The organism is Metabacillus hrfriensis (genome assembly GCF_030127205.1).
Taxonomy (GTDB): Bacteria; Bacillota; Bacilli; order Bacillales; family Bacillaceae; genus Bacillus_P; species Bacillus_P dongyingensis.
The window spans coordinates 2,133,965-2,153,856 of the sequence record NZ_CP126116.1; the positions used below are offsets into that span (position 1 = coordinate 2,133,965).

A 19,892-nucleotide genomic window follows, 5' to 3' on the forward strand; every position below is an offset into this window, starting at 1 on the left:
AATCAGAATGCTGGTTATCTAAAAGGGTGGTACCGCGAGAAAACCTTCTCGTCCCTTATGGGATGAGAAGGTTTTTTGTGTTTTCTTATTTAATGGCTGTTTACTAAAAGCCTACTTAAAAATTGTTTGGAGGAATACCCATGGAGTACAAAGATACACTGCTAATGCCAAAAACTGAATTCCCAATGCGCGGAAACTTGCCGAACCGCGAACCTCAAATGCAGGAGAAATGGGAAGAAATGAATATTTATCAAAAAGTTCAGGAGCGTACGAAAGATCGTCCGATGTTTATTTTGCATGACGGACCTCCATACGCAAACGGCGATATTCATATGGGGCATGCTTTAAACAAAGTGCTGAAAGATTTTATTGTCCGCTATAAATCAATGACAGGCTATAACGCACCATATGTGCCGGGCTGGGATACACACGGCCTGCCGATTGAAACAGCTTTAACTAAAAACAAAAAAGTGAACCGGAAAGAATTAAGTGTTGCAGAATTCCGCAAGCTTTGTGCTGAGTATGCATGGGAGCAAATCAATAACCAGCGTGAACAGTTCAAACGCCTGGGAGTTCGGGGAGACTGGGAAAATCCATACGTGACATTAACCCCTGAATATGAAGCCCAGCAAATCAAAGTTTTTGGTGAAATGGCGAAAAAAGGCTATATCTATAAGGGTCTTAAACCGGTTTATTGGTCTCCTTCAAGTGAATCTGCCTTAGCAGAAGCAGAAATCGAATATTACGATAAGCGATCTGCTTCCATTTATGTTGCATTTACAGTTACTGAAGGAAATGACGTATTAAACGGCGGAGAAAAAATCGTTATTTGGACGACAACTCCTTGGACGATTCCTGCAAACCTTGGAATAGCAGTAAATCCTGAGCTTGAATACAGTGTTGTATCAGTAAAAGACGATTCTTTCATCGTTGCATCTGCTCTTTTGGAGACTGTAGCGAAAGAACTTGAGTGGGAAACCTACACGGTTTCAAAAACATTTAAAGGCGCTCAGCTTGAAAAAGCAGTTGCGAAACATCCGCTTTATGACCGCGAATCGCTTGTTGTTCTTGGCGAGCATGTAACAACAGAGGCTGGTACGGGCTGTGTACACACTGCTCCTGGACATGGGGAAGATGACTTTATTGTCGGTCAAAAATACGGACTTGGCGTTCTTTGCCCGGTTGATGAAAAAGGCCATATGACGAATGAAGCGCCAGGTTTTGAAGGCATGTTTTATGATGCAGCAAATAAACCAATTACAGAACAGCTTGATGAAGCAGGCGCATTACTGAAATTATCGTTTATTACGCATTCTTACCCTCATGACTGGAGAACAAAAAAACCAACAATCTTCAGAGCAACGGCTCAGTGGTTTGCATCTATTAAAGACTTCCGTGAAGAGCTATTAACTGCTGTAAAAGAAACAAAATGGGTTCCAGCATGGGGAGAAACAAGATTATTTAATATGGTCCGGGACCGCGGAGACTGGTGTATTTCCAGACAGCGTGCGTGGGGAGTTCCAATTCCGGTATTCTATGCTGAGAACGGGGAACCAATCATTACAGATGAAACAATCAATCATGTTTCAGACTTGTTCCGCAAACATGGTTCAAATATTTGGTTTGAGCGTGAAACAAAAGATCTGCTTCCTGAAGGGTTTAAACATGAAGGAAGCCCAAATGGATTGTTCACAAAAGAACAGGACATTATGGATGTATGGTTTGATTCGGGTTCATCTCATCAGGCTGTCTTATTAGAAAGAGATGACCTGCAGCGTCCGGCAGATCTTTATTTAGAAGGATCTGATCAATACCGCGGGTGGTTTAACTCTTCCTTATCAACAGCAGTTGCTGTAACTGGTAAAGCTCCATACAAAGGAGTCCTGAGCCATGGATTTGCTCTTGACGGAGAAGGACGCAAAATGAGTAAATCTTTAGGAAACGTCGTACTGCCTTCAAAAGTCATGAACCAGCTTGGAGGAGACATCCTTCGTCTATGGGTAGCATCTGTTGATTACCAGGCAGATGTAAGAGTTTCTGATAATATCTTAAAGCAAGTTGCTGAAGTATACAGAAAAATCCGCAATACATTCCGTTTCCTGCTTGGAAACCTTGCAGATTTTAATCCGGCAAAAGATGCCCTATCTTATGACGAACTGCGTGATGTAGATCGTTATATGCTTGTAAAACTGAATAAATTAACAGATAAAGTGAAAAAATCCTATGAAGAATATGAGTTTGCAGCGATTTTCCATGCGGTTCATAACTTCTGTACGATTGAACTTAGCTCATTTTATCTTGATTTCGCAAAAGATGTCCTGTACATCGAAGCACCAGACAATAAAGAGCGCCGTGCTATTCAAACTGTTTTGCACGAAACGCTTCTTTCTCTAGTGAAGTTAGTAACACCAATTCTTCCTCATACTGCCGACGAAGTTTGGGCACATATTGATTCTGTATCAGAAGAAAGTGTTCAGCTTGTTGATATGCCGGAAGTGAAGACCCTTGAAAATGCGGATCTATTAGAAGAGAAATGGGATGCTTTCATGGAGCTTCGTGATGATGTGCTGAAGGCTCTTGAAGTGGCAAGAAACGAAAAAGTAATCGGCAAGTCATTAACAGCAAGCATTGAACTTTATGTTGATGCTGAAACGAAGCAATTGCTTGATTCAGTCGAAGAAAACCTACAGCAGCTGTTTATCGTATCAGGCTTTAAACTAGCAGGTGACTATGATGCAGCACCTGAAGAGGCTCATGTATTTGATCATGTGAAAATTGCTGTGAAACCTGCTGAAGGCGAAACATGTGAAAGATGCTGGGTAGTTACAACGGATGTTGGCAGCAATGAAAATCATAAAACTCTTTGCGGCCGCTGTGCAGCAATTGTTGATGAAAACTATACAACTGCTTAATTTATTGGAAACCGCTGACTTCATTGATCAGCGGTTTTTTATATTAGCTCGATTTAGAAGGGCTGTTTTAAGTAAAGCACAGGGACTTATTTAATATGGGGACCTAAAGTTGAATGAATATCGGCTAATAAAGCTATTATTTGGATGGAAAATTCTATATCCGGCATTGTATACAGAAAAGCAGCTGCAATGCAGAGACTTTAGGCTAGATAAAAAAATCAGTTGACTAGAAATATTCAATATTCAACAAGATAAATCATGAAAACGAATAGAAAAAATGAAAAAATGGATAATAAAATCCATGTCTTTGCAAATAACAAAACGAGCAATCCGGCTTTTAGTTATGTCAAGGCTACATCGCGCAGACCCTTGGTCAGAACAAATTCCAGTCAAACCCGGATTTTTCGGGTGAATTCTTAACTGTCTGCCTGCGCTAAACAGTCGGTTCCGCATTTCATTGTCATAACAGGAAAATTCTTAAAAGCGTGAGCGGCAGGGAGAACGGATAGACTATGAGTACAAAGCAAGTACACAAGGAGTTGTCCGCTATGAGTTTAGACGCAATTTGGTATGAGCTTCAAATCATGCAGCAGGAATTGAAATCAAGGCTATTTGATCATGGCTTGTTTGAGGTGGTGAATGAACAACATCTATTTTATCCATTAAAAGAAAAAACAATTATGATTCATGTGAAAGAAGAATTAATTGATGTTGAAAGAGCTCTTCAGAAAATTGAAAACGGCACGTTTGGCATTTGTGAAGAGACAGGAACTCCAATTGCACTTGATAAGTTAGCCATTATCCCCACTGCAAGAACCATTCATGATTTTGCTTTTCAGGAACTTTATGAAAGAAAATCTCTGCCTCATCTCTATCTCAATCACCAATCCCACTATGAAGTGGGAGAATATCATTAAAACACTGCTTTCATGAGATACAAGCTTTACTCTTCTTTTTTGCCTGTGATACAATTCAAAGGTACATTATAGGAAAGTTGGGGAAAGCTTGTGCTTTACTATATCATCGCCCTTGTTATTATTGCGCTTGATCAGCTGACAAAATGGCTGATTGTCAATGAATTGGAAATCGGAGAAAGAATACCCGTTATTGAAAACGTACTGTATATTACATCACATCGGAACCAGGGTGCTGCCTGGGGAATTCTGCAGGGTCAGATGTGGTTTTTTTATGTCATTACCGTTATCGTCGTAATTGGACTCGTGATTTATATTCAGAAATATGCAAAAGACCAGCGTTTAATGGGAATAGCGCTTGGACTTATGCTTGGCGGAGCCATTGGCAATTTCATAGATCGTGTTATTCATCAGGAAGTGGTGGATTTTGTACAAACTTACATAGGAACATACCCATTTCCTATCTTTAACATAGCAGATTCAGCTCTTTGTGTAGGAGTTGCTTTGTTATTTATTGTCATGCTTTTTGAAGGGAAACAAGAGAAGGAGAAAGTGAATGAACAGCATAGAAATTAAGATTGATGACAGCAATAAATTTGAACGTTTAGATAAACTGCTTGTGGCAGAGAATTCGGATTGGTCAAGAAGCCAAGTTCAAATATGGATTAAAGAAGGCCATGTAAAAGTAAACGATGCTGAATCTAGAAGCAATTACAAGGTACAGCCCGGCGATACGGTTACACTTCTCATTCCAGATCCTGAACCGCTTGATGTGATGCCAGAGGAGATGAACCTTGATATCTATTATGAGGATGGGGATGTCCTTGTTGTTAACAAGCCAAAAGGAATGGTCGTCCATCCTGCACCTGGCCATTTGTCAGGAACTCTTGTTAATGGTCTGATGGCTCATTGTAAAGACCTGTCAGGTATTAATGGAGTCATGAGACCGGGAATCGTTCATAGAATTGATAAGGATACCTCTGGACTTTTAATGGTTGCAAAGAATGATAAAGCTCATGAGTCATTAGTTAATCAGCTGGTTGAAAAATCAGTTACAAGACGATATCAGGCAATTGTCCACGGTGTCATCCAGCATGACAAAGGAACAATTGATGCACCGATCGGCCGTGACAAACAGGATCGTCAAAGCATGACAGTAACAAATGAGCACAGTAAAGATGCTGTTACTCATTTTCATGTTCTTGACCGCTTTGAAGGATATTCTTTAATTGAATGTCAGCTTGAAACAGGAAGAACGCATCAAATTCGTGTTCACATGAAATATATTGGTTTCCCGATTGTAGGAGATCCAAAGTACGGACCTAAGAAAACAATGAAAATAAACGGTCAGGCGCTTCATGCAGGCGTTCTTGGGTTTAAGCATCCGAGCACAGGAGAATATCTTGAGTTTAAAGCACCTCTGCCTGCAGAATTTGAGGAAGTTATCTCGGAACTTAAAAATAACCGTTGACACATTCAAGTTATTCTGACATAATGACTATAGTTCAAAAATGAACCTTTAATACAGTCCCGTGAGGCTGAGAAGGAAACGGATCTTATACGCTATTACTGCGTATTTTAAGCTATGCATCCAAATCCCTCTTGCCAAATCGGCGAGAGGGATTTTTCTTTTTAAGGTTCTTAAGGAGAGGTGAGAAACATGCCGCAAAAAGCGATCGTTTTAGATCAGCAGTCCATAAGAAGAGCTTTAACTCGAATTGCACATGAAATTATCGAGCGGAATAAAGGAATTGATTCGGTGATTCTTGTCGGCATTAAGACAAGGGGCATTCACCTTGCAAAAAGGCTTGCTGAACGCATCGAACAGATTGAAGGAAAGCCGGTTGAAGTAGGAGAGCTTGATATCACGCTCTACCGTGATGATCTTTCAAAAAAAACGGATGATCAGGAGCCTCTTGTAAAAGGGTCTGACATTCCGGCAGATATTACAAACAAAACCGTCATCCTTGTAGACGACGTTTTATACACGGGAAGAACAGTAAGAGCAGGACTTGATGCTTTAATTGATATTGGCAGACCATCACAAATTCAGCTTGGAGTTCTTGTAGACCGGGGTCACCGTGAACTGCCGATCAGGGCAGATTATGTAGGGAAAAACATTCCGACTTCAAGCTCAGAAAAGATTGTTGTTGAACTGCTTGAAGTGGACGAAACAGATCAAGTAACCATTTACGAAAAAGAATAAACCTTTTAATGAAGTCCAGAGAGGCTGCAAAAGGGAAAGAAAATCACATGCCTGTGTTTGATTCAGGCGGGATTATTCTGCCTCTTTGCTCCTTATGCAAAGAGGTTTTTTATTTCTCAAAACGAAAAGAAGCGGAGGAATGAAAATGAAAAAGATTCAAGAGAATGACATACATCTAGATGTAAATGAGGTTCCAAAGCCGCTTACATGGATTACACTAAGCTTTCAGCATTTGTTCGCAATGTTCGGCGCGACCATCCTGGTGCCTTTCCTAGTAGGTCTTGACCCTGCAGTAGCACTGATTTCAAGCGGACTTGGAACAATTGCCTTCCTCTTGATTACGAAAGGTCAGGTACCCGCTTACCTGGGATCATCCTTCGCGTTTATTGCTCCGATCATCGCAGCAAAGGCTGCAGCAGGTCCAGAAGGAGCAATGGTCGGCAGCTTTCTTGCCGGTGTTGTTTACGGAATTGTAGCTTTATTAATAAAAATGGTCGGCTATAAGTGGATTATGAAGCTCTTGCCGCCGATTGTGGTCGGACCAGTTATCATCGTAATCGGACTGAGCCTTGCAAACGTCGCAGTCGGGATGGCTATGAATAATCCGGATGGAGAATATAATCTGACTTACTTCTCGGTAGCATTAGTAACACTTGCGATAACAATCATCTGCTCGGTCGTCTTTAAAGGATTTATCAGCCTGATCCCAGTACTGATTGGAATCGTTGGAGGTTATGTTTATGCCCTTGCAATCGGACTTGTAGATTTCAGCAAAGTCGCGCAGGCAAGTGTATTTGTAAAACCGGACTTTATCATTCCTTTTATCACCTATACACCTGGTTTCTCATATGAAATCATCCTGCTGATGGTGCCGGTCGCAATCGTCACACTGTCAGAACATATCGGACATCAGCTTGTACTTGGAAAAGTTGTCGGCCGTGACTATATTGAAAAGCCCGGACTTCACCGCTCAATCTTAGGAGATGGAACTGCGACGATGATTGCAGCATTAATAGGCGGTCCTCCAAACACGACATACGGTGAGAATATCGGCGTATTGGCCATAACGAGAGTATACAGCGTATATATCATTGCAGGAGCTGCTGTGATGGCGATCGTGTTCGGATTTATCGGTAAAATTTCGGCTCTGATCAGCTCCATACCGACGCCGGTCATGGGCGGTGTATCCATTCTGCTTTTTGGAATCATCGCTTCATCAGGCCTAAGAATGCTTTCCGACAGCAAAATTGATTTTGGAAATAAGCGAAACCTCGTGATATCATCCGTCATTCTGGTTATCGGCATCGGCGGTGCATTAATAAAAGTAAGTGAACAATTTGAGCTGCATGGCATGGCGCTTTCAGCGATCATCGGAATCCTTTTGAACCTTGTCCTTCCTGGACGAAAAGAGGCAGAAAAGGATCAGAACTTAGAAAACACAGCTGCATAATCACCTTTTAACGAAAGTCCAGAGAGGCTTTTAAGGGTGGATAAGCATTGACAGATCAGCTTGATGATTTGTCATGCTTCCTCACACCCTGAATCTCTGATCAGGGTGTTTTTTTGCAAAAAAAAGATGGGGAGAGATGACTTTGAGGCACTTATTGAGAATGAATGATTTACCTGCAGATGAAATTATGAGGATATTAAAAGATGCAGAACGATTTAAAACAGGAAAGTCCTTGCTGCAGGAGACACCGAAATTTGTTGCTAATCTGTTTTTTGAACCAAGCACACGAACAAGATTCAGTTTTGAAGTAGCGGAAAAAAGACTTGGTCTGAACGTACTCAATTTTGACGCGTCTCTCTCAAGTGTTCAAAAAGGAGAAACGTTGTATGATACTGTCCGGACACTTGAGGCAATTGGTGCGGACGCAGTAGTCATCAGACATCCGGATGATGAGTACTTTACAGAACTGCAAGATAGTATCAGCATTCCGATATTGAATGCCGGAGATGGATGCGGCCATCATCCGACACAATCTCTGCTTGATCTTCTGACCATTCAGCAGGAATTTAAACGATTTGAAGGCTTGACGATCTCCATCCATGGAGATATCAAACATAGCCGTGTAGCACGGTCAAATGCAGAAGTGCTGAAGCGGCTCGGAGCAAACGTTTTACTTTCAGGACCTGAGGAATGGAGAGATCCACTCAATAAATTTGGCCAGTATGTAACGACAGATGAAGCTATTAAGACATCAGACGTAGTAATGCTGCTTAGAATTCAGCATGAGAGGCACCAAGGGGAAAATGAGGGGCTTACTGACTATCATCGCAGGTTTGGTTTAACTTTAGAAAGAGAAAATGCCATGAAGCCGAATGCCATCATCATGCACCCTGCACCGATTAATCGCGGAGTAGAAATTGCAACCGAGCTTGTTGAAAGCAGAAAATCAAGGATCTTTAAGCAAATGGAAAATGGCGTGTTTGTCAGAATGGCCGTTCTGAAACGGGCATTAGAAAGTGCCAAATTAAACGAGGAGGAAAATACTTATGCATTTTATCATTAAAAATGGACGAATTTTAGATAACAGCGGTACTGAAAAAAAAGCCGATATTCTGATTCAGGATGGAATCATTACTAAAATAGAAGAAAATATCAAGCATGAAACAGCACAGATCATTGATGCAAGTGGAAATCTTGTTTCTCCTGGCTTCGTCGATTTACATATTCATCTCAGAGAACCAGGTGGAGAGCATAAGGAAACAATCGAAACAGGCACCAAAGCAGCAGCAGCAGGAGGTTTCACAACTGTAGCTGCAATGCCTAATACAAAACCGGTGCCGGACCAGCCCGAGCAAATGGAATGGCTGCAGAATCGCATTAAAGAAACAGCTTCGGTCCGTGTTTTGCCATATGCCTCTATAACTGCACGACAGGCAGGAAAAGAACTGACAGACTTTGAAGGGTTAAAACAGGCAGGCGCCTTTGCTTTTACAGATGACGGTGTAGGTGTTCAGTCGGCCGGAATGATGTTTGAAGCAATGAAAAAAGCTGCAGCGCTTGGAGCAAGCATTGTTGCACACTGTGAAGATAACACGCTGATTTATAAGGGAGCTTTGCATGACGGAGAATTCGCAAAAAGAAATGGCATTAACGGTATTCCATCCGTGTGCGAAGCCGTACAGATTGCCAGAGATGTTTTGCTTGCAGAAGCAGCAGACTGCCATTACCACGTCTGTCACATCAGCACAAAGGAATCTGTAAGAGTTGTAAGAGATGCAAAGAAGGCTGGCATAAACGTTACAGCTGAAGTAACGCCTCACCACTTGCTTTTAAGCGACAGTGATATCCCTGAACTTGATACGAATTACAAAATGAATCCGCCGCTGCGAGGAAGTGATGACAGGCAGGCTTTAATTGAAGCATTGCTGGACGGAACCATCGATTTTATTGCAACAGACCACGCTCCTCATACAAAAGAGGAAAAAGCAGAAACCATTCAGCTTGCGCCATTTGGGATTGTCGGTCTGGAAACGGCCTTCCCTCTGCTATACACACGCTTTGTAGAGACAAACGATTGGACACTGAAACAGCTTCTCGATTATCTGACGATTAAGCCGTGTGAAGCCTTTAACCTTCCGTATGGAAAATTGGAAGTTGGCAGTCCCGCAGATCTTACAATTATTGATTTGGAAGAAGAGAAGGAAATTGATCCAGAAACATTCCTTTCAAAAGGCAAAAACACTCCGTTTGGAGGATGGAAATGCAAGGGATGGCCAATTGCAACAATTGCACAAGGACAGCTAGTTTGGGAAAGGGAGAGAATAAACGCATGATCAGACATCTAATTCTCGAAGACGGAACGATTTTCACAGGACAAGGATTTGGAAGTGAAGAAGATACGATTGGAGAAATCGTTTTTCACACAGGAATGACAGGCTATCAGGAAATTTTATCTGACCCGTCCTATTGCGGGCAAATTGTCACACTTACGTATCCGCTTATCGGAAACTATGGAATAAATCGCGATGATTTTGAAACCATCTCGCCTTTCATAAATGGGTTTATCGTAAAAGAATTATGTGAAGTGCCATCAAACTTCAGAAGCGAGTATTCGCTTGATGAATTTTTCAAACTCAAAAATATACCTGGATTAGCAGGAATCGATACTAGAAAATTGACAAGGATTATCCGGACATACGGAACATTAAAAGGTGCTTTTTGCTCAGAAAATGCAGATAAGGATGCAGTGCTTGCAAAATTAAAAGCAGCAAACCTTCCAACAAATCAAGTAGAAACCGTTTCAACTAAAACATCTTATCCGAGTCCAGGACGCGGCTGCAGAGTTGCATTAGTGGATTTTGGAATGAAGCATGGCATTTTGCGCGAACTCAACAAGCGTGATTGTGACGTCATCGTTGTTCCTCATACAACTAAAGCAGAAGAAATTCTTCAATTAAATCCTGACGGCATTATGCTTTCAAACGGACCTGGGGATCCAAAAGATGTGCCGCATGCACTTGAAATGATCAACGGAGTGCTCGGAAAAATTCCGCTATTCGGAATTTGCCTTGGCCATCAGCTTTTCGCGCTGGCAGGAGGGGCAAACACAGAAAAAATGAAATTCGGACATCGCGGTTCAAATCATCCTGTCAAAGATTTAGCTACAGGAAAAATTGCGATGACCTCTCAAAACCACGGCTACACCGTCACACTTAATTCGGTTGAATCAACTGATCTTGAAGTAACTCATATTGCGCTTAATGATGGGTCAGTAGAAGGCCTTAAACATAAAGAACTTCCTGCATTTACAGTTCAGTATCACCCGGAAGCATCACCAGGACCGGAAGATGCAAACGGACTTTTTGATCAATTTATCGACATGATTGAAACTCACAAGAAAGAAGGGATCAAAGTATGCCAAAACGCGTAGATATAAAAAAAATCCTAGTAATAGGTTCAGGTCCGATTATTATTGGCCAGGCAGCAGAGTTTGATTATGCCGGAACACAGGCCTGCCTTGCTTTAAAAGAAGAAGGTTATGAGGTCATTCTTGTAAACTCCAATCCGGCAACGATCATGACGGATACGGAGATGGCGGATAAAGTCTACATTGAACCATTAACGGTTGAATTTTTAACAAAGATTATTAGAAAAGAGCGTCCGGATGCCCTTCTCCCGACACTTGGCGGCCAAACAGGATTAAATATGGCAGTGGAGCTTGCAAATGCAGGTGTGCTTGAAGAATGCAATGTTGAAATTTTAGGAACAAAGCTCAGCGCGATTCAAAAAGCGGAAGACCGGGATCTGTTCCGCCAATTAATGAACGAACTTGGCGAACCAGTGCCTGAAAGTGACATTGTTCATAACCTTCAAGAAGCATTCGCTTTTGTAGATAAAGTAGGCTATCCCGTTATCGTGAGGCCTGCATACACGCTTGGCGGTACCGGCGGAGGCATCTGTTCGAACGAAGAAGAGCTGATTGAGATTGTAACGAGCGGATTAAAGTACAGCCCAGTTACTCAATGCCTTCTTGAAAAAAGCATCGCGGGCTTTAAAGAGATTGAATATGAAGTGATGCGTGATAAAAATGACAGTGCGATTGTAGTCTGCAACATGGAAAACATCGACCCTGTTGGCATCCACACAGGTGACTCAATCGTCGTTGCACCAAGTCAGACTTTAAGCGACCGTGAGTACCAAATGCTGCGGAATGTTTCGCTTAAAATCATCCGTGCCCTGCAAATCGAAGGCGGCTGCAACGTTCAGCTTGCGCTTGATCCAAACAGCTTTCAATATTACATCATAGAAGTAAATCCGCGTGTCAGCAGGTCCTCAGCTCTAGCTTCAAAAGCAACTGGCTATCCAATTGCAAAGCTTGCAGCTAAGATAGCTGTTGGACTGACGCTTGATGAAATGATGAACCCTGTTACTGGAAAAACGTATGCTTGCTTTGAGCCTGCACTTGACTACATCGTGACGAAAATTCCAAGATGGCCATTTGACAAGTTTGAATCAGCAAACAGAAGGCTCGGCACTCAAATGAAGGCGACAGGAGAAGTAATGGCGATCGGCAGAACGTTTGAAGAATCATTGCTGAAAGCTGTACGCTCACTTGAATCGGATGAATATCATCTTGATCTGAAAAATGCAGATGAATTCAGCAATGAACTAATTGAAAAGAGAATCAGAAAAGCAGGCGACGAGCGTTTATTCTATCTCTCGGAAGCGATCAGAAGAGGGGTATCCATTGAAACGATTCATGAGTGGAGTGCCATCGATCTTTTCTTCTTAGTGAAAATAGAAAAAATCATAAAGTTTGAAAATGCAGTGAAAGAAGCAAAGCTTGATGCTGATGTCCTTAAACAAGCTAAGAAAATGGGCTTCTCGGATATTGCAATTGCAAGGCTCTGGAACATGACAGAACGTGAAGTCTATGATTACAGAAAACAGCTTAAGCTCTTCCCGGTTTTCAAAACAGTTGATACATGTGCGGCGGAGTTTGAATCAGAAACTCCTTATTTCTACGGCACGTATGAAGATGAAAACGAATCTGCTGTGACAGACAAAGAAAGTGTCATTGTCCTAGGTTCAGGACCGATCCGCATCGGTCAGGGCGTGGAATTTGATTATGCAACGGTGCATTCTGTATGGGCAATCAAAGAGGCCGGGTATGAGGCGATCATAATCAACAATAATCCTGAGACAGTATCTACAGACTTCAGCATCTCAGACAAGCTTTACTTTGAACCGCTTACTGTAGAAGATGTCATGCATATAGTAGAACTTGAAAAACCCCGCGGCGTAGTCGTTCAATTTGGAGGACAGACAGCCATTAATCTTGCAGAAGAGCTTGAAGCAAGAGGCGTGCAGATCCTTGGTACATCACTTGAAGACATGGACCGGGCTGAAAACAGAGATAAGTTTGAGTACACATTAGGCAAGCTTAACATCCCGCAGCCGCTCGGAAAAACAGCCACTTCTGTTGAAGAAGCAGTCAAAATTGCAGATGAGATCCGCTATCCTGTACTAGTAAGACCATCCTATGTTCTAGGCGGCCGGGCAATGGAAATTGTTTATGAAGAAAAGGATCTGCTGCATTATATGAAAAATGCTGTAAAAGTAAATCCGCAGCATCCGGTTCTCATTGACAAATATTTAACAGGAAAAGAAATTGAAGTAGACGCGATTTCTGACGGTGAAACGGTCTTTATTCCAGGAATTATGGAACACATCGAGCGTGCTGGCGTTCACTCAGGCGACTCAATTGCCGTCTATCCGCCTCAAACTCTGTCTGCAGAAATAAAGGAAACGATTATAGAAAGAACAATCGCTCTCGCTAAAGGATTAAATATAAAAGGCTTGCTGAATATCCAGTTTGTTATATACAAAAATGAAGTTTATGTGCTTGAGGTAAACCCAAGGTCAAGCCGGACAGTGCCCTTCTTAAGCAAGATTACGGGTGTTCCAATGGCAAATCTCGCTACAAAGGTGATTTTAGGAAAAACACTCAACGAGCTCGGCTATGAAACAGGCATTCAGCCTGAAAGCGCAGGCGTCTATGTGAAAGTTCCGGTATTCTCCTTTGAAAAGCTGCGCAGAGTGGATATTACACTCGGCCCTGAAATGAAATCTACCGGAGAAGTAATGGGCAAGGATACAACGCTTGAAAAAGCTCTGTATAAAGGAATGATCGCATCTGGAATGAAGGTTCAGAATTACGGACAGGTACTGCTCACGATTGCAGATAAAGATAAAGAAGAAGGCCTGGAAGTTGCAAGACGCTTCAGCGCCATCGGCTATCAGATCATGGCGACAAGCGGAACAGCTGAATACCTTCATGCCAATGGAGTAACTGCAAAGATTGTGAATAAAATCGGCAGCGAGGCGCCAAACATGCTTGATATCATCCGCACGAGCGAAGCACAGTTTGTCATTAATACACTGACAAAAGGAAAACAGCCGCAGCGGGATGGATTCCGCATCCGCCGTGAATCTGTAGAAAATGGTATTCCTTGCTTAACATCACTTGATACGGCAAAAGCGATATTGAGAGTGCTCGAGTCCATGACCTTCTCAACAGACGAAATGCCTAAGCGCCCAAACAGCAAAGAGGTGACATACGCTTGATACAAAAAGAATGGATGACGATTGCAGATCACAAGGAATTGGCAGCAGGCATATACGAAATCACATTAAAAGGCAGTTTAACTGATCACATGAATCAGCCAGGGCAGTTTGTACATGTGAAAGTTTCAGAGTCAGCATCACCGCTATTAAGAAGACCGATCAGCATAGCGAAAATAGATAAAGAGAATCAGGAATTCACCATGATATACAGAGCAGAGGGAGCAGGCACGAAGCTCCTTTCTGCAAGGAAAAAAGGCGAGCTTGTTGATGTGCTCGGACCGCTCGGAAATGGATTTGATCCGGATCAGCTGGATAAAGGCGATACGGCACTTCTTGTCGGCGGCGGGATCGGAGTGCCTCCTTTATATGAACTGTCAAGACGCCTGGTTAATAAAGGGATTACCGTTAAACATGTTCTGGGCTTTCAATCAAAAGAGCATGTTTTCTATGAAAAAGAGTTTCAACAACTTGGAGATACCTATGTCACAACTGTAGACGGGTCTCATGGAAAAAAAGGGTTTGTCACCGATTTGATTAAAGAGAATGAGCTCACCTTTGATGCGCTGTTTTCCTGCGGACCTACTCCTATGCTCGCAAACATTGAAAAACTCTTTCCCGAAAAACCGGTCTTTCTGTCTCTAGAAGAACGGATGGGCTGCGGAATTGGCGCTTGCTTCGCATGTGTTTGTCATACAGCTGATGATCCTGCTGGCACTTCTTATAAAAAAGTGTGCAGCGACGGACCAGTATTTAAAGCCGGGGAGGTACTTTTATCATGCTGAACATCGAATTGCCCGGTTTATCTTTGAAAAATCCGGTTATGCCAGCATCAGGCTGCTTTGGCTTCGGAAAAGAATTTGCAAACCTTTATGATTTAAGCAGTCTTGGTGCGATTATGATTAAAGCTGCTACGGCAGAAGCGCGATTTGGCAACCCGACGCCTAGAGTGGCTGAAACAGAAGCAGGCATGCTGAATGCCATAGGTCTTCAAAATCCAGGATTAAAAGGAGTTCTCGAAAATGAGCTTCCCTGGCTCGAGTCATATGACGTGCCGATCATTGCAAATGTTGCTGGCTCCGCGCAGGAGGATTATGTTGAAGTAGCAAGAGAAATCAGCAGGGCAAAAAATGTCCGCGCAATTGAACTGAATATCTCTTGCCCGAATGTAAAAACAGGTGGGATTGCCTTCGGAACGGACCCTGAAATTGCCGCCTCTTTGACAAGGGCAGTAAAAGAAGTATCAGATGTGCCTGTTTATGTGAAGCTATCGCCAAATGTAAGCAACATTGTGGATATCGCCAAAGCCATTGAAAACGCCGGTGCTGATGGTTTAACCATGATCAATACGCTGCTTGGCATGAGGCTGAACATGAAAACGGCTAAACCAATTCTCGCCAACCGCTCTGGAGGTTTATCAGGTCCTGCAATCAGGCCTGTCGCAATCAGAATGGTGTATGAAGTAAGCCAGGCTGTATCAATTCCGATTATCGGCATGGGAGGCGTGCAGACAGCGGAAGACGTGATTGAGTTTATGTATGCAGGTGCAAGTGCAGTAGCTGTCGGAACGGCAAATTTTGTGAATCCGTTTGTATGTCCGGAGATCATTGCACAATTGCCGCAAAAATTAAAAGAATATGGTTTTGATCATATTTCAGAATGCATCGGAAGGAGCTGGAAGAATGAACGGAAGACCGCTTATCATCGCGCTTGATTTTCCAGATGGAAAAGAAGTGGGCGGATTTTTAAAAAAGCTGCCTGACCAAAAGCTTTATGTGAAAGTGGGAATGGAGCTGTTTTATCAGGAAGGTCCTTCGATTATTGATCAGCTTAAATCAGCGGGACATGACATTTTTCTTGATTTGAAGCTCCATGATATTCCCCAGACAGTCAAGCAGGCCATGAAAGGCCTTGCAAAGCTTGAGGTGAACCTCGTTAATGTTCATGCTGCTGGCGGAAGTGCGATGATGCAGGCTGCAATAGAAGGACTTGAAGCAGGAACGAGGGCAGGGTCAAAAAGGCCCGACTGCATTGCTGTCACTCAATTGACAAGCACATCTGAGGCCATGCTTAATCATGAACTTCTCATCGGAAAAGGACTGAACGAAACAGTCCTTCACTATGCCAAACTGGCATATGAAAGCGGACTGGATGGAATTGTCTGCTCTTCGCTTGAAGTACCTGAAATCTATCAGCATTTGGACCGTTCTTTCCATACCATTACGCCTGGAATCCGACTCGCTGAAGACTCACTGAATGATCAAGTGAGAGTGGCGACGCCTGAAAAGGCAAGAGAACTGGGATCAACAGCCATTGTTGTCGGAAGAAGCATAACTAAAGCAAAGGATCCGCTGACTGCATACTTACAAATGAAAAACGCATGGGAGGGTCTGCCTGTATGAAACATCAAATTGCTGAGCAGCTGCTGAAAATTGAAGCCGTTTTTTTAAGTCCAAATGAGCCATTTACATGGTCAAGCGGCCTAAAGTCGCCAATCTATTGCGACAATCGCCTGACATTATCCTATCCTGAAGTCAGAAAAGACATTGCAAAGGGCTTAACTAAGCTAATCAGGGAAGAGTATCCCCAGGCTGAAATGATTGCAGGAACAGCAACAGCGGGTATCCCGCATGCTGCATGGGTGAGCGATCTGCTTAATTTGCCAATGTGCTACGTCAGAAGCAAGCCGAAAGGCCATGGAAAAGGCAATCAAATAGAAGGTAAAGTGCATGAGGGTCAAAAAGTAGTAGTTGTTGAAGATTTAATCTCAACAGGAGGAAGCGTTATTACGGCTGTTCAGGCGCTTAGAGAGGCAGGCTGTGAAGTGATTGGAGTTGTCTCCATCTTCACATATGAACTGCAAAAAGGCGCAGAGATGCTCGAAGATGCCGGAATACATGCTGTTTCCCTGACCGACTATTCTTCATTGATTGATGTAGCACTGAAAAAGGGAGCAATTGAAAAAAAAGATCTTGAAAAGCTGATAAAATGGCGCGAAAATCCTGCAAATGAAGCATGGTTGACTATATAGAAGGCAAGAAAGCAAAGTCGTTTTTGACTTTGCTTTTTTATTGCCATATCAAAAATGAACTTAGAAAAGAAACAAGGCTTATTAGAAGATAGCCTGTTCGAAACAATTTAATCTGCCATGCTTCTGGAAGGAACCTTTTGCAAATACCAAGGCTTGCATGACCGATCCACCCAAAAGCCCCAAAAAGGCCTGCTTGTTCTTTTTTTATTTTTCGGAAAATATGATGATCATCAAGCGTTACGACGGCATAAGCTAATGAAAATCCGCCTATAAGGAAAGTGAAAATGGTCATTATTGCTGGAATTAGGATAAATTTCACCTCTTGGACAGTAATTTTTTATCCATAAATCCTTATTCCCGGATTAAAAGTTTAGCACTCAATTCAGCCTTTTAACTAATTTTTTAATTCCGATCGAAAAACTAGGGTTGACAGAATGGATAATTGTGATAAAATTTAGAAAAATATAATAAACTTATCCAGAGAGGCGAAGGGATCTGGCCCTGCGAAGCCCGGCAACCTGCATTCTGCAAGGTGCTAAATCCAGCAAAATGTAAACCCATTTTGAAAGATAAGGTACATCTACCTGAACAGTCTTTCAAGTTGGAAGGCTTTTTTTCTTTCTTAAATTGCGGTAAATTTCTCGGAAGGAAAAAGCGGATAAGAAATGAAATGGGGGACTGCAGTGGGAAAGGAAGAACATCTTGAAATCGTCATCGAAAGATTGCGGGAAATGCTGAAAACGATGAATTATGGTTCTGTCACATTGGTTGTTCAGGACGGCAAAGTAATTCAGCTTGAGAAGAACGAAAAAGTAAGAATTAAATAATGTGCTGACTAGAAAAACTAGAGGCATTTTAACAATGAACGGGTTCCGTCATTCTGTTAAAATGTCTTTTTTTTAACGGGACCTGGCTGATAGAGGGGAAGAATATACATGCTAACGTATGAAACTTGGCGGGAGCCAGCCACAGATTTTGAAGTTGATGACACTTATAAAGGCGCATTAAACGTTTTAAAGTGGAGCTATGGTTATTATGGCAAAGAGATTGTTTATGCATGCAGCTTTGGAATAGAAGGCATTGTGCTTGTAGATTTAATTTCAAAAGTAGAGCCGGATGCAACGATTGTTTTTCTTGATACGGACGTACATTTTAAAGAAACCTATGAAACGATTGACCGAGTGCGGGAAAAATATCCGCAGCTGAATATTGTGATGAAGAAACCGGCTCTCACACTTGATGAGCAGGCAGCAGAATACGGCGATAAACTTTGGGAAACAAATCCAAATAAATGCTGCCAAATCAGAAAGCTTCAGCCTCTTGACGAGACGTTATCGGAATCAGAAGCCTGGATCTCAGGGCTGCGCAGAGAGCAGTCAGAAACAAGGAAACATGTTCAATTCATTAACCGCGATGATAAATTTCAGTCGGTAAAAATATGTCCGTTGATTCACTGGACTTGGAAAGATGTGTGGCGGTACGTACACAAAAACGATTTGCCATATAACCCCCTGCATGACAGGGGCTATCCGAGCATCGGCTGTTCTCACTGCACAGCACCTGCATTTAATGCCGATGATTTGCGTTCCGGAAGATGGAGCGGGCAGGGTAAAACAGAATGCGGATTACATGGATAAGGAGCAGGTGCGTTGCTTGAATTAGCGGCTCTCGCCATCAGTTTCTTTTTTGCAATGAATATAGGGGCAAGCGGTGCTGCTGCCTCAATGGGTGTGGCTTATGGGTCAGGTGCAGTCCCAAAGGCGCGGCATGCCCTCTTAATATGTGCCGCAGGGGTGTTTGCAGGAGCGGTGCTCGGAGGCGGAGAAGTTGTAAAGACGATCAGCGGCGGCATTATCCCGCAGGATATTATTAACGTGAAAATTGTCCTGATCATCATTATTTCCGCTACAAGCTCCCTGTTTGTTGCTAACTTGCTTGGCATTCCGCTTTCTACGAGCGAGGTTACAGTTGGTTCTGTAGTTGGAGTAGGTATTGCGTATCAAGTGCTGTTTGTCAATTCATTGCTTGTTATTATGCTGTTTTGGGTAATCGTTCCTGTTGCAGCTTTCGGTTTAGCCTGGATATTCGGCAAAGGTCTGTATAGTCTGCAGAGAAAAGGGATCTTGCAAGATCGTCCCCTGCTTACCGTCATTCTGATTTTTGCAGGATTTATGGAAGCCTTCTCTGCAGGTATGAACAATGTGGCCAATGCAGTCGGACCTCTGGTGGGAGCAGGCTTGATTTCCGTTTCAAAAGGAATATGGATAGGAGGCGCATTTGTAGCGCTCGGAGCCATTTTCCTTGGAAAGAAAGTACTTGAAACAAACGGTAAGAAGATTACCAGCTATTCAAAGCCTGAAGGAATTTTAATCTCAGGGACCGGTGCCGGTCTCGTTATTGTCAGTTCTATTTTCGGATTGCCGGTTCCGCTTACTCAGATTACTTCATCAGCGATTATCGGTCTTGGAATGGCGAAAAACGGAAGTGAAATATTACATAAGCATATCGTGAAGAAGATTATCCGGATATGGATTGTTTCTCCTCTGTTTTCACTGGCCATTTCTTATTTCTTAGTCAAATTATTTTTAGAAAGTGATATTTATTCAATCGTCGTTCTAGTCAGTGTCATGCTTGCAACCTTAGGAGCCCTCAGCTTAATGAAGGCCATAAAAGAGGAAAAGCGTGCAGTGCATGAAGAAGGCGGAGGCATTTAGCATTCAAACCAATTTTAAAGGGTATGTTTAGGAGGAAAATA

17 protein-coding genes, 1 riboswitch and 1 other annotated feature (1 of these 19 cut by a window edge) are annotated in these 19,892 nt (G+C 42.6%); all 17 genes read left to right on the forward strand.

From position 1 onward, the window contains the following. Positions 1 to 59 (forward strand) — a binding site (T-box leader) (it extends 167 nt beyond the left edge of the window). A gap of 81 nt (positions 60 to 140) precedes the next feature. Continuing rightward, complete coding sequence (gene ileS, locus QLQ22_RS10620) at positions 141 to 2,912, forward strand: isoleucine--tRNA ligase (RefSeq protein WP_223442126.1); 2,772 nt, start codon at positions 141 to 143, stop codon at positions 2,910 to 2,912. 548 nt (positions 2,913 to 3,460) lie between these two features. After that, the gene (locus QLQ22_RS10625) at positions 3,461 to 3,829 is read left to right on the forward strand and encodes a TraR/DksA family transcriptional regulator (RefSeq protein WP_223442129.1); all 369 of its coding nucleotides are present in this window, start codon (positions 3,461 to 3,463) and stop codon (positions 3,827 to 3,829) included. A 90-nt stretch (positions 3,830 to 3,919) separates the two neighbouring features. After that, the gene (gene lspA / locus QLQ22_RS10630; RefSeq protein WP_223442132.1) at positions 3,920 to 4,402 is read left to right on the forward strand and encodes a signal peptidase II; all 483 of its coding nucleotides are present in this window, start codon (positions 3,920 to 3,922) and stop codon (positions 4,400 to 4,402) included. Continuing rightward, positions 4,383 to 5,297 (forward strand): RluA family pseudouridine synthase, encoded by a 915-nt coding sequence (locus QLQ22_RS10635; RefSeq protein WP_223442135.1) that lies wholly within the window; start codon positions 4,383 to 4,385, stop codon positions 5,295 to 5,297. The genes lspA and QLQ22_RS10635 overlap by 20 nt, the downstream gene beginning before the upstream one ends. A 189-nt stretch (positions 5,298 to 5,486) precedes the next feature. Beyond that, positions 5,487 to 6,032, forward strand: coding sequence for a bifunctional pyr operon transcriptional regulator/uracil phosphoribosyltransferase PyrR (gene pyrR, locus QLQ22_RS10640; protein WP_223442138.1), 546 nt, complete (start codon positions 5,487 to 5,489; stop codon positions 6,030 to 6,032). A 139-nt stretch (positions 6,033 to 6,171) separates the two neighbouring features. After that, entirely contained in the window at positions 6,172 to 7,482 is a 1,311-nt protein-coding gene (locus QLQ22_RS10645; RefSeq protein ID WP_423246239.1) for a solute carrier family 23 protein, read from the forward strand. A gap of 142 nt (positions 7,483 to 7,624) precedes the next feature. Then, on the forward strand, positions 7,625 to 8,545 hold the full coding sequence (locus QLQ22_RS10650) for an aspartate carbamoyltransferase catalytic subunit (protein WP_223442144.1): 921 nt from the start codon (positions 7,625 to 7,627) through the stop codon (positions 8,543 to 8,545). Beyond that, positions 8,529 to 9,815: a dihydroorotase gene (locus tag QLQ22_RS10655; RefSeq protein WP_223442147.1), complete on the forward strand. Its 1,287-nt coding sequence runs from the start codon at positions 8,529 to 8,531 to the stop codon at positions 9,813 to 9,815. The genes QLQ22_RS10650 and QLQ22_RS10655 overlap by 17 nt, the downstream gene beginning before the upstream one ends. Beyond that, positions 9,812 to 10,912 (forward strand): carbamoyl phosphate synthase small subunit, encoded by a 1,101-nt coding sequence (locus tag QLQ22_RS10660; RefSeq protein WP_223442151.1) that lies wholly within the window; start codon positions 9,812 to 9,814, stop codon positions 10,910 to 10,912. Before QLQ22_RS10655 ends, QLQ22_RS10660 begins: the two co-directional genes overlap by 4 nt. After that, complete coding sequence (carB, locus tag QLQ22_RS10665) at positions 10,897 to 14,109, forward strand: carbamoyl-phosphate synthase large subunit (RefSeq protein WP_223442155.1); 3,213 nt, start codon at positions 10,897 to 10,899, stop codon at positions 14,107 to 14,109. The genes QLQ22_RS10660 and carB overlap by 16 nt, the downstream gene beginning before the upstream one ends. Next, on the forward strand, positions 14,106 to 14,891 hold the full coding sequence (locus QLQ22_RS10670) for a dihydroorotate dehydrogenase electron transfer subunit (protein WP_223442159.1): 786 nt from the start codon (positions 14,106 to 14,108) through the stop codon (positions 14,889 to 14,891). Before carB ends, QLQ22_RS10670 begins: the two co-directional genes overlap by 4 nt. After that, a complete protein-coding gene (locus QLQ22_RS10675; protein ID WP_284016595.1) occupies positions 14,885 to 15,820 on the forward strand; it encodes a dihydroorotate dehydrogenase in 936 nt (311 codons plus the stop codon). The genes QLQ22_RS10670 and QLQ22_RS10675 overlap by 7 nt, the downstream gene beginning before the upstream one ends. Then, positions 15,789 to 16,508, forward strand: coding sequence for an orotidine-5'-phosphate decarboxylase (pyrF, locus tag QLQ22_RS10680; protein WP_284016596.1), 720 nt, complete (start codon positions 15,789 to 15,791; stop codon positions 16,506 to 16,508). Before QLQ22_RS10675 ends, pyrF begins: the two co-directional genes overlap by 32 nt. Then, complete coding sequence (gene pyrE, locus QLQ22_RS10685; protein WP_223442168.1) at positions 16,505 to 17,137, forward strand: orotate phosphoribosyltransferase; 633 nt, start codon at positions 16,505 to 16,507, stop codon at positions 17,135 to 17,137. Before pyrF ends, pyrE begins: the two co-directional genes overlap by 4 nt. A gap of 470 nt (positions 17,138 to 17,607) precedes the next feature. Beyond that, positions 17,608 to 17,713, forward strand: a riboswitch (SAM riboswitch). 107 nt (positions 17,714 to 17,820) lie between these two features. Then, complete coding sequence (locus QLQ22_RS10690; RefSeq protein ID WP_223442170.1) at positions 17,821 to 17,964, forward strand: YezD family protein; 144 nt, start codon at positions 17,821 to 17,823, stop codon at positions 17,962 to 17,964. 108 nt (positions 17,965 to 18,072) lie between these two features. Then, positions 18,073 to 18,774 carry a phosphoadenylyl-sulfate reductase gene (locus QLQ22_RS10695; RefSeq protein WP_223442172.1) on the forward strand — a complete coding sequence of 234 codons (702 nt, stop codon included), beginning with the start codon at positions 18,073 to 18,075 and terminating at the stop codon, positions 18,772 to 18,774. 54 nt (positions 18,775 to 18,828) lie between these two features. Next, a complete protein-coding gene (locus tag QLQ22_RS10700; RefSeq protein WP_223443329.1) occupies positions 18,829 to 19,851 on the forward strand; it encodes a sulfate permease in 1,023 nt (340 codons plus the stop codon). Positions 19,852 to 19,892 lie beyond the last annotated feature (41 nt).

Coding starts and splice junctions, on each gene's coding strand:
- ileS (WP_223442126.1), top strand. CDS start 141: ATGGAGTACAAAGATACACTGCTAATGCCAAAAACTGAATTCCCAATG.
- QLQ22_RS10625 (WP_223442129.1), top strand. CDS start 3,461: ATGAGTTTAGACGCAATTTGGTATGAGCTTCAAATCATGCAGCAGGAA.
- QLQ22_RS10635 (WP_223442135.1), top strand. CDS start 4,383: ATGAACAGCATAGAAATTAAGATTGATGACAGCAATAAATTTGAACGT.
- pyrR (WP_223442138.1), top strand. CDS start 5,487: ATGCCGCAAAAAGCGATCGTTTTAGATCAGCAGTCCATAAGAAGAGCT.
- QLQ22_RS10645 (WP_423246239.1), top strand. CDS start 6,172: ATGAAAATGAAAAAGATTCAAGAGAATGACATACATCTAGATGTAAAT.
- QLQ22_RS10655 (WP_223442147.1), top strand. CDS start 8,529: ATGCATTTTATCATTAAAAATGGACGAATTTTAGATAACAGCGGTACT.
- QLQ22_RS10660 (WP_223442151.1), top strand. CDS start 9,812: ATGATCAGACATCTAATTCTCGAAGACGGAACGATTTTCACAGGACAA.
- carB (WP_223442155.1), top strand. CDS start 10,897: ATGCCAAAACGCGTAGATATAAAAAAAATCCTAGTAATAGGTTCAGGT.
- QLQ22_RS10675 (WP_284016595.1), top strand. CDS start 14,885: ATGCTGAACATCGAATTGCCCGGTTTATCTTTGAAAAATCCGGTTATG.
- pyrF (WP_284016596.1), top strand. CDS start 15,789: ATGAACGGAAGACCGCTTATCATCGCGCTTGATTTTCCAGATGGAAAA.
- pyrE (WP_223442168.1), top strand. CDS start 16,505: ATGAAACATCAAATTGCTGAGCAGCTGCTGAAAATTGAAGCCGTTTTT.
- QLQ22_RS10695 (WP_223442172.1), top strand. CDS start 18,073: ATGCTAACGTATGAAACTTGGCGGGAGCCAGCCACAGATTTTGAAGTT.
- QLQ22_RS10700 (WP_223443329.1), top strand. CDS start 18,829: ATGAATATAGGGGCAAGCGGTGCTGCTGCCTCAATGGGTGTGGCTTAT.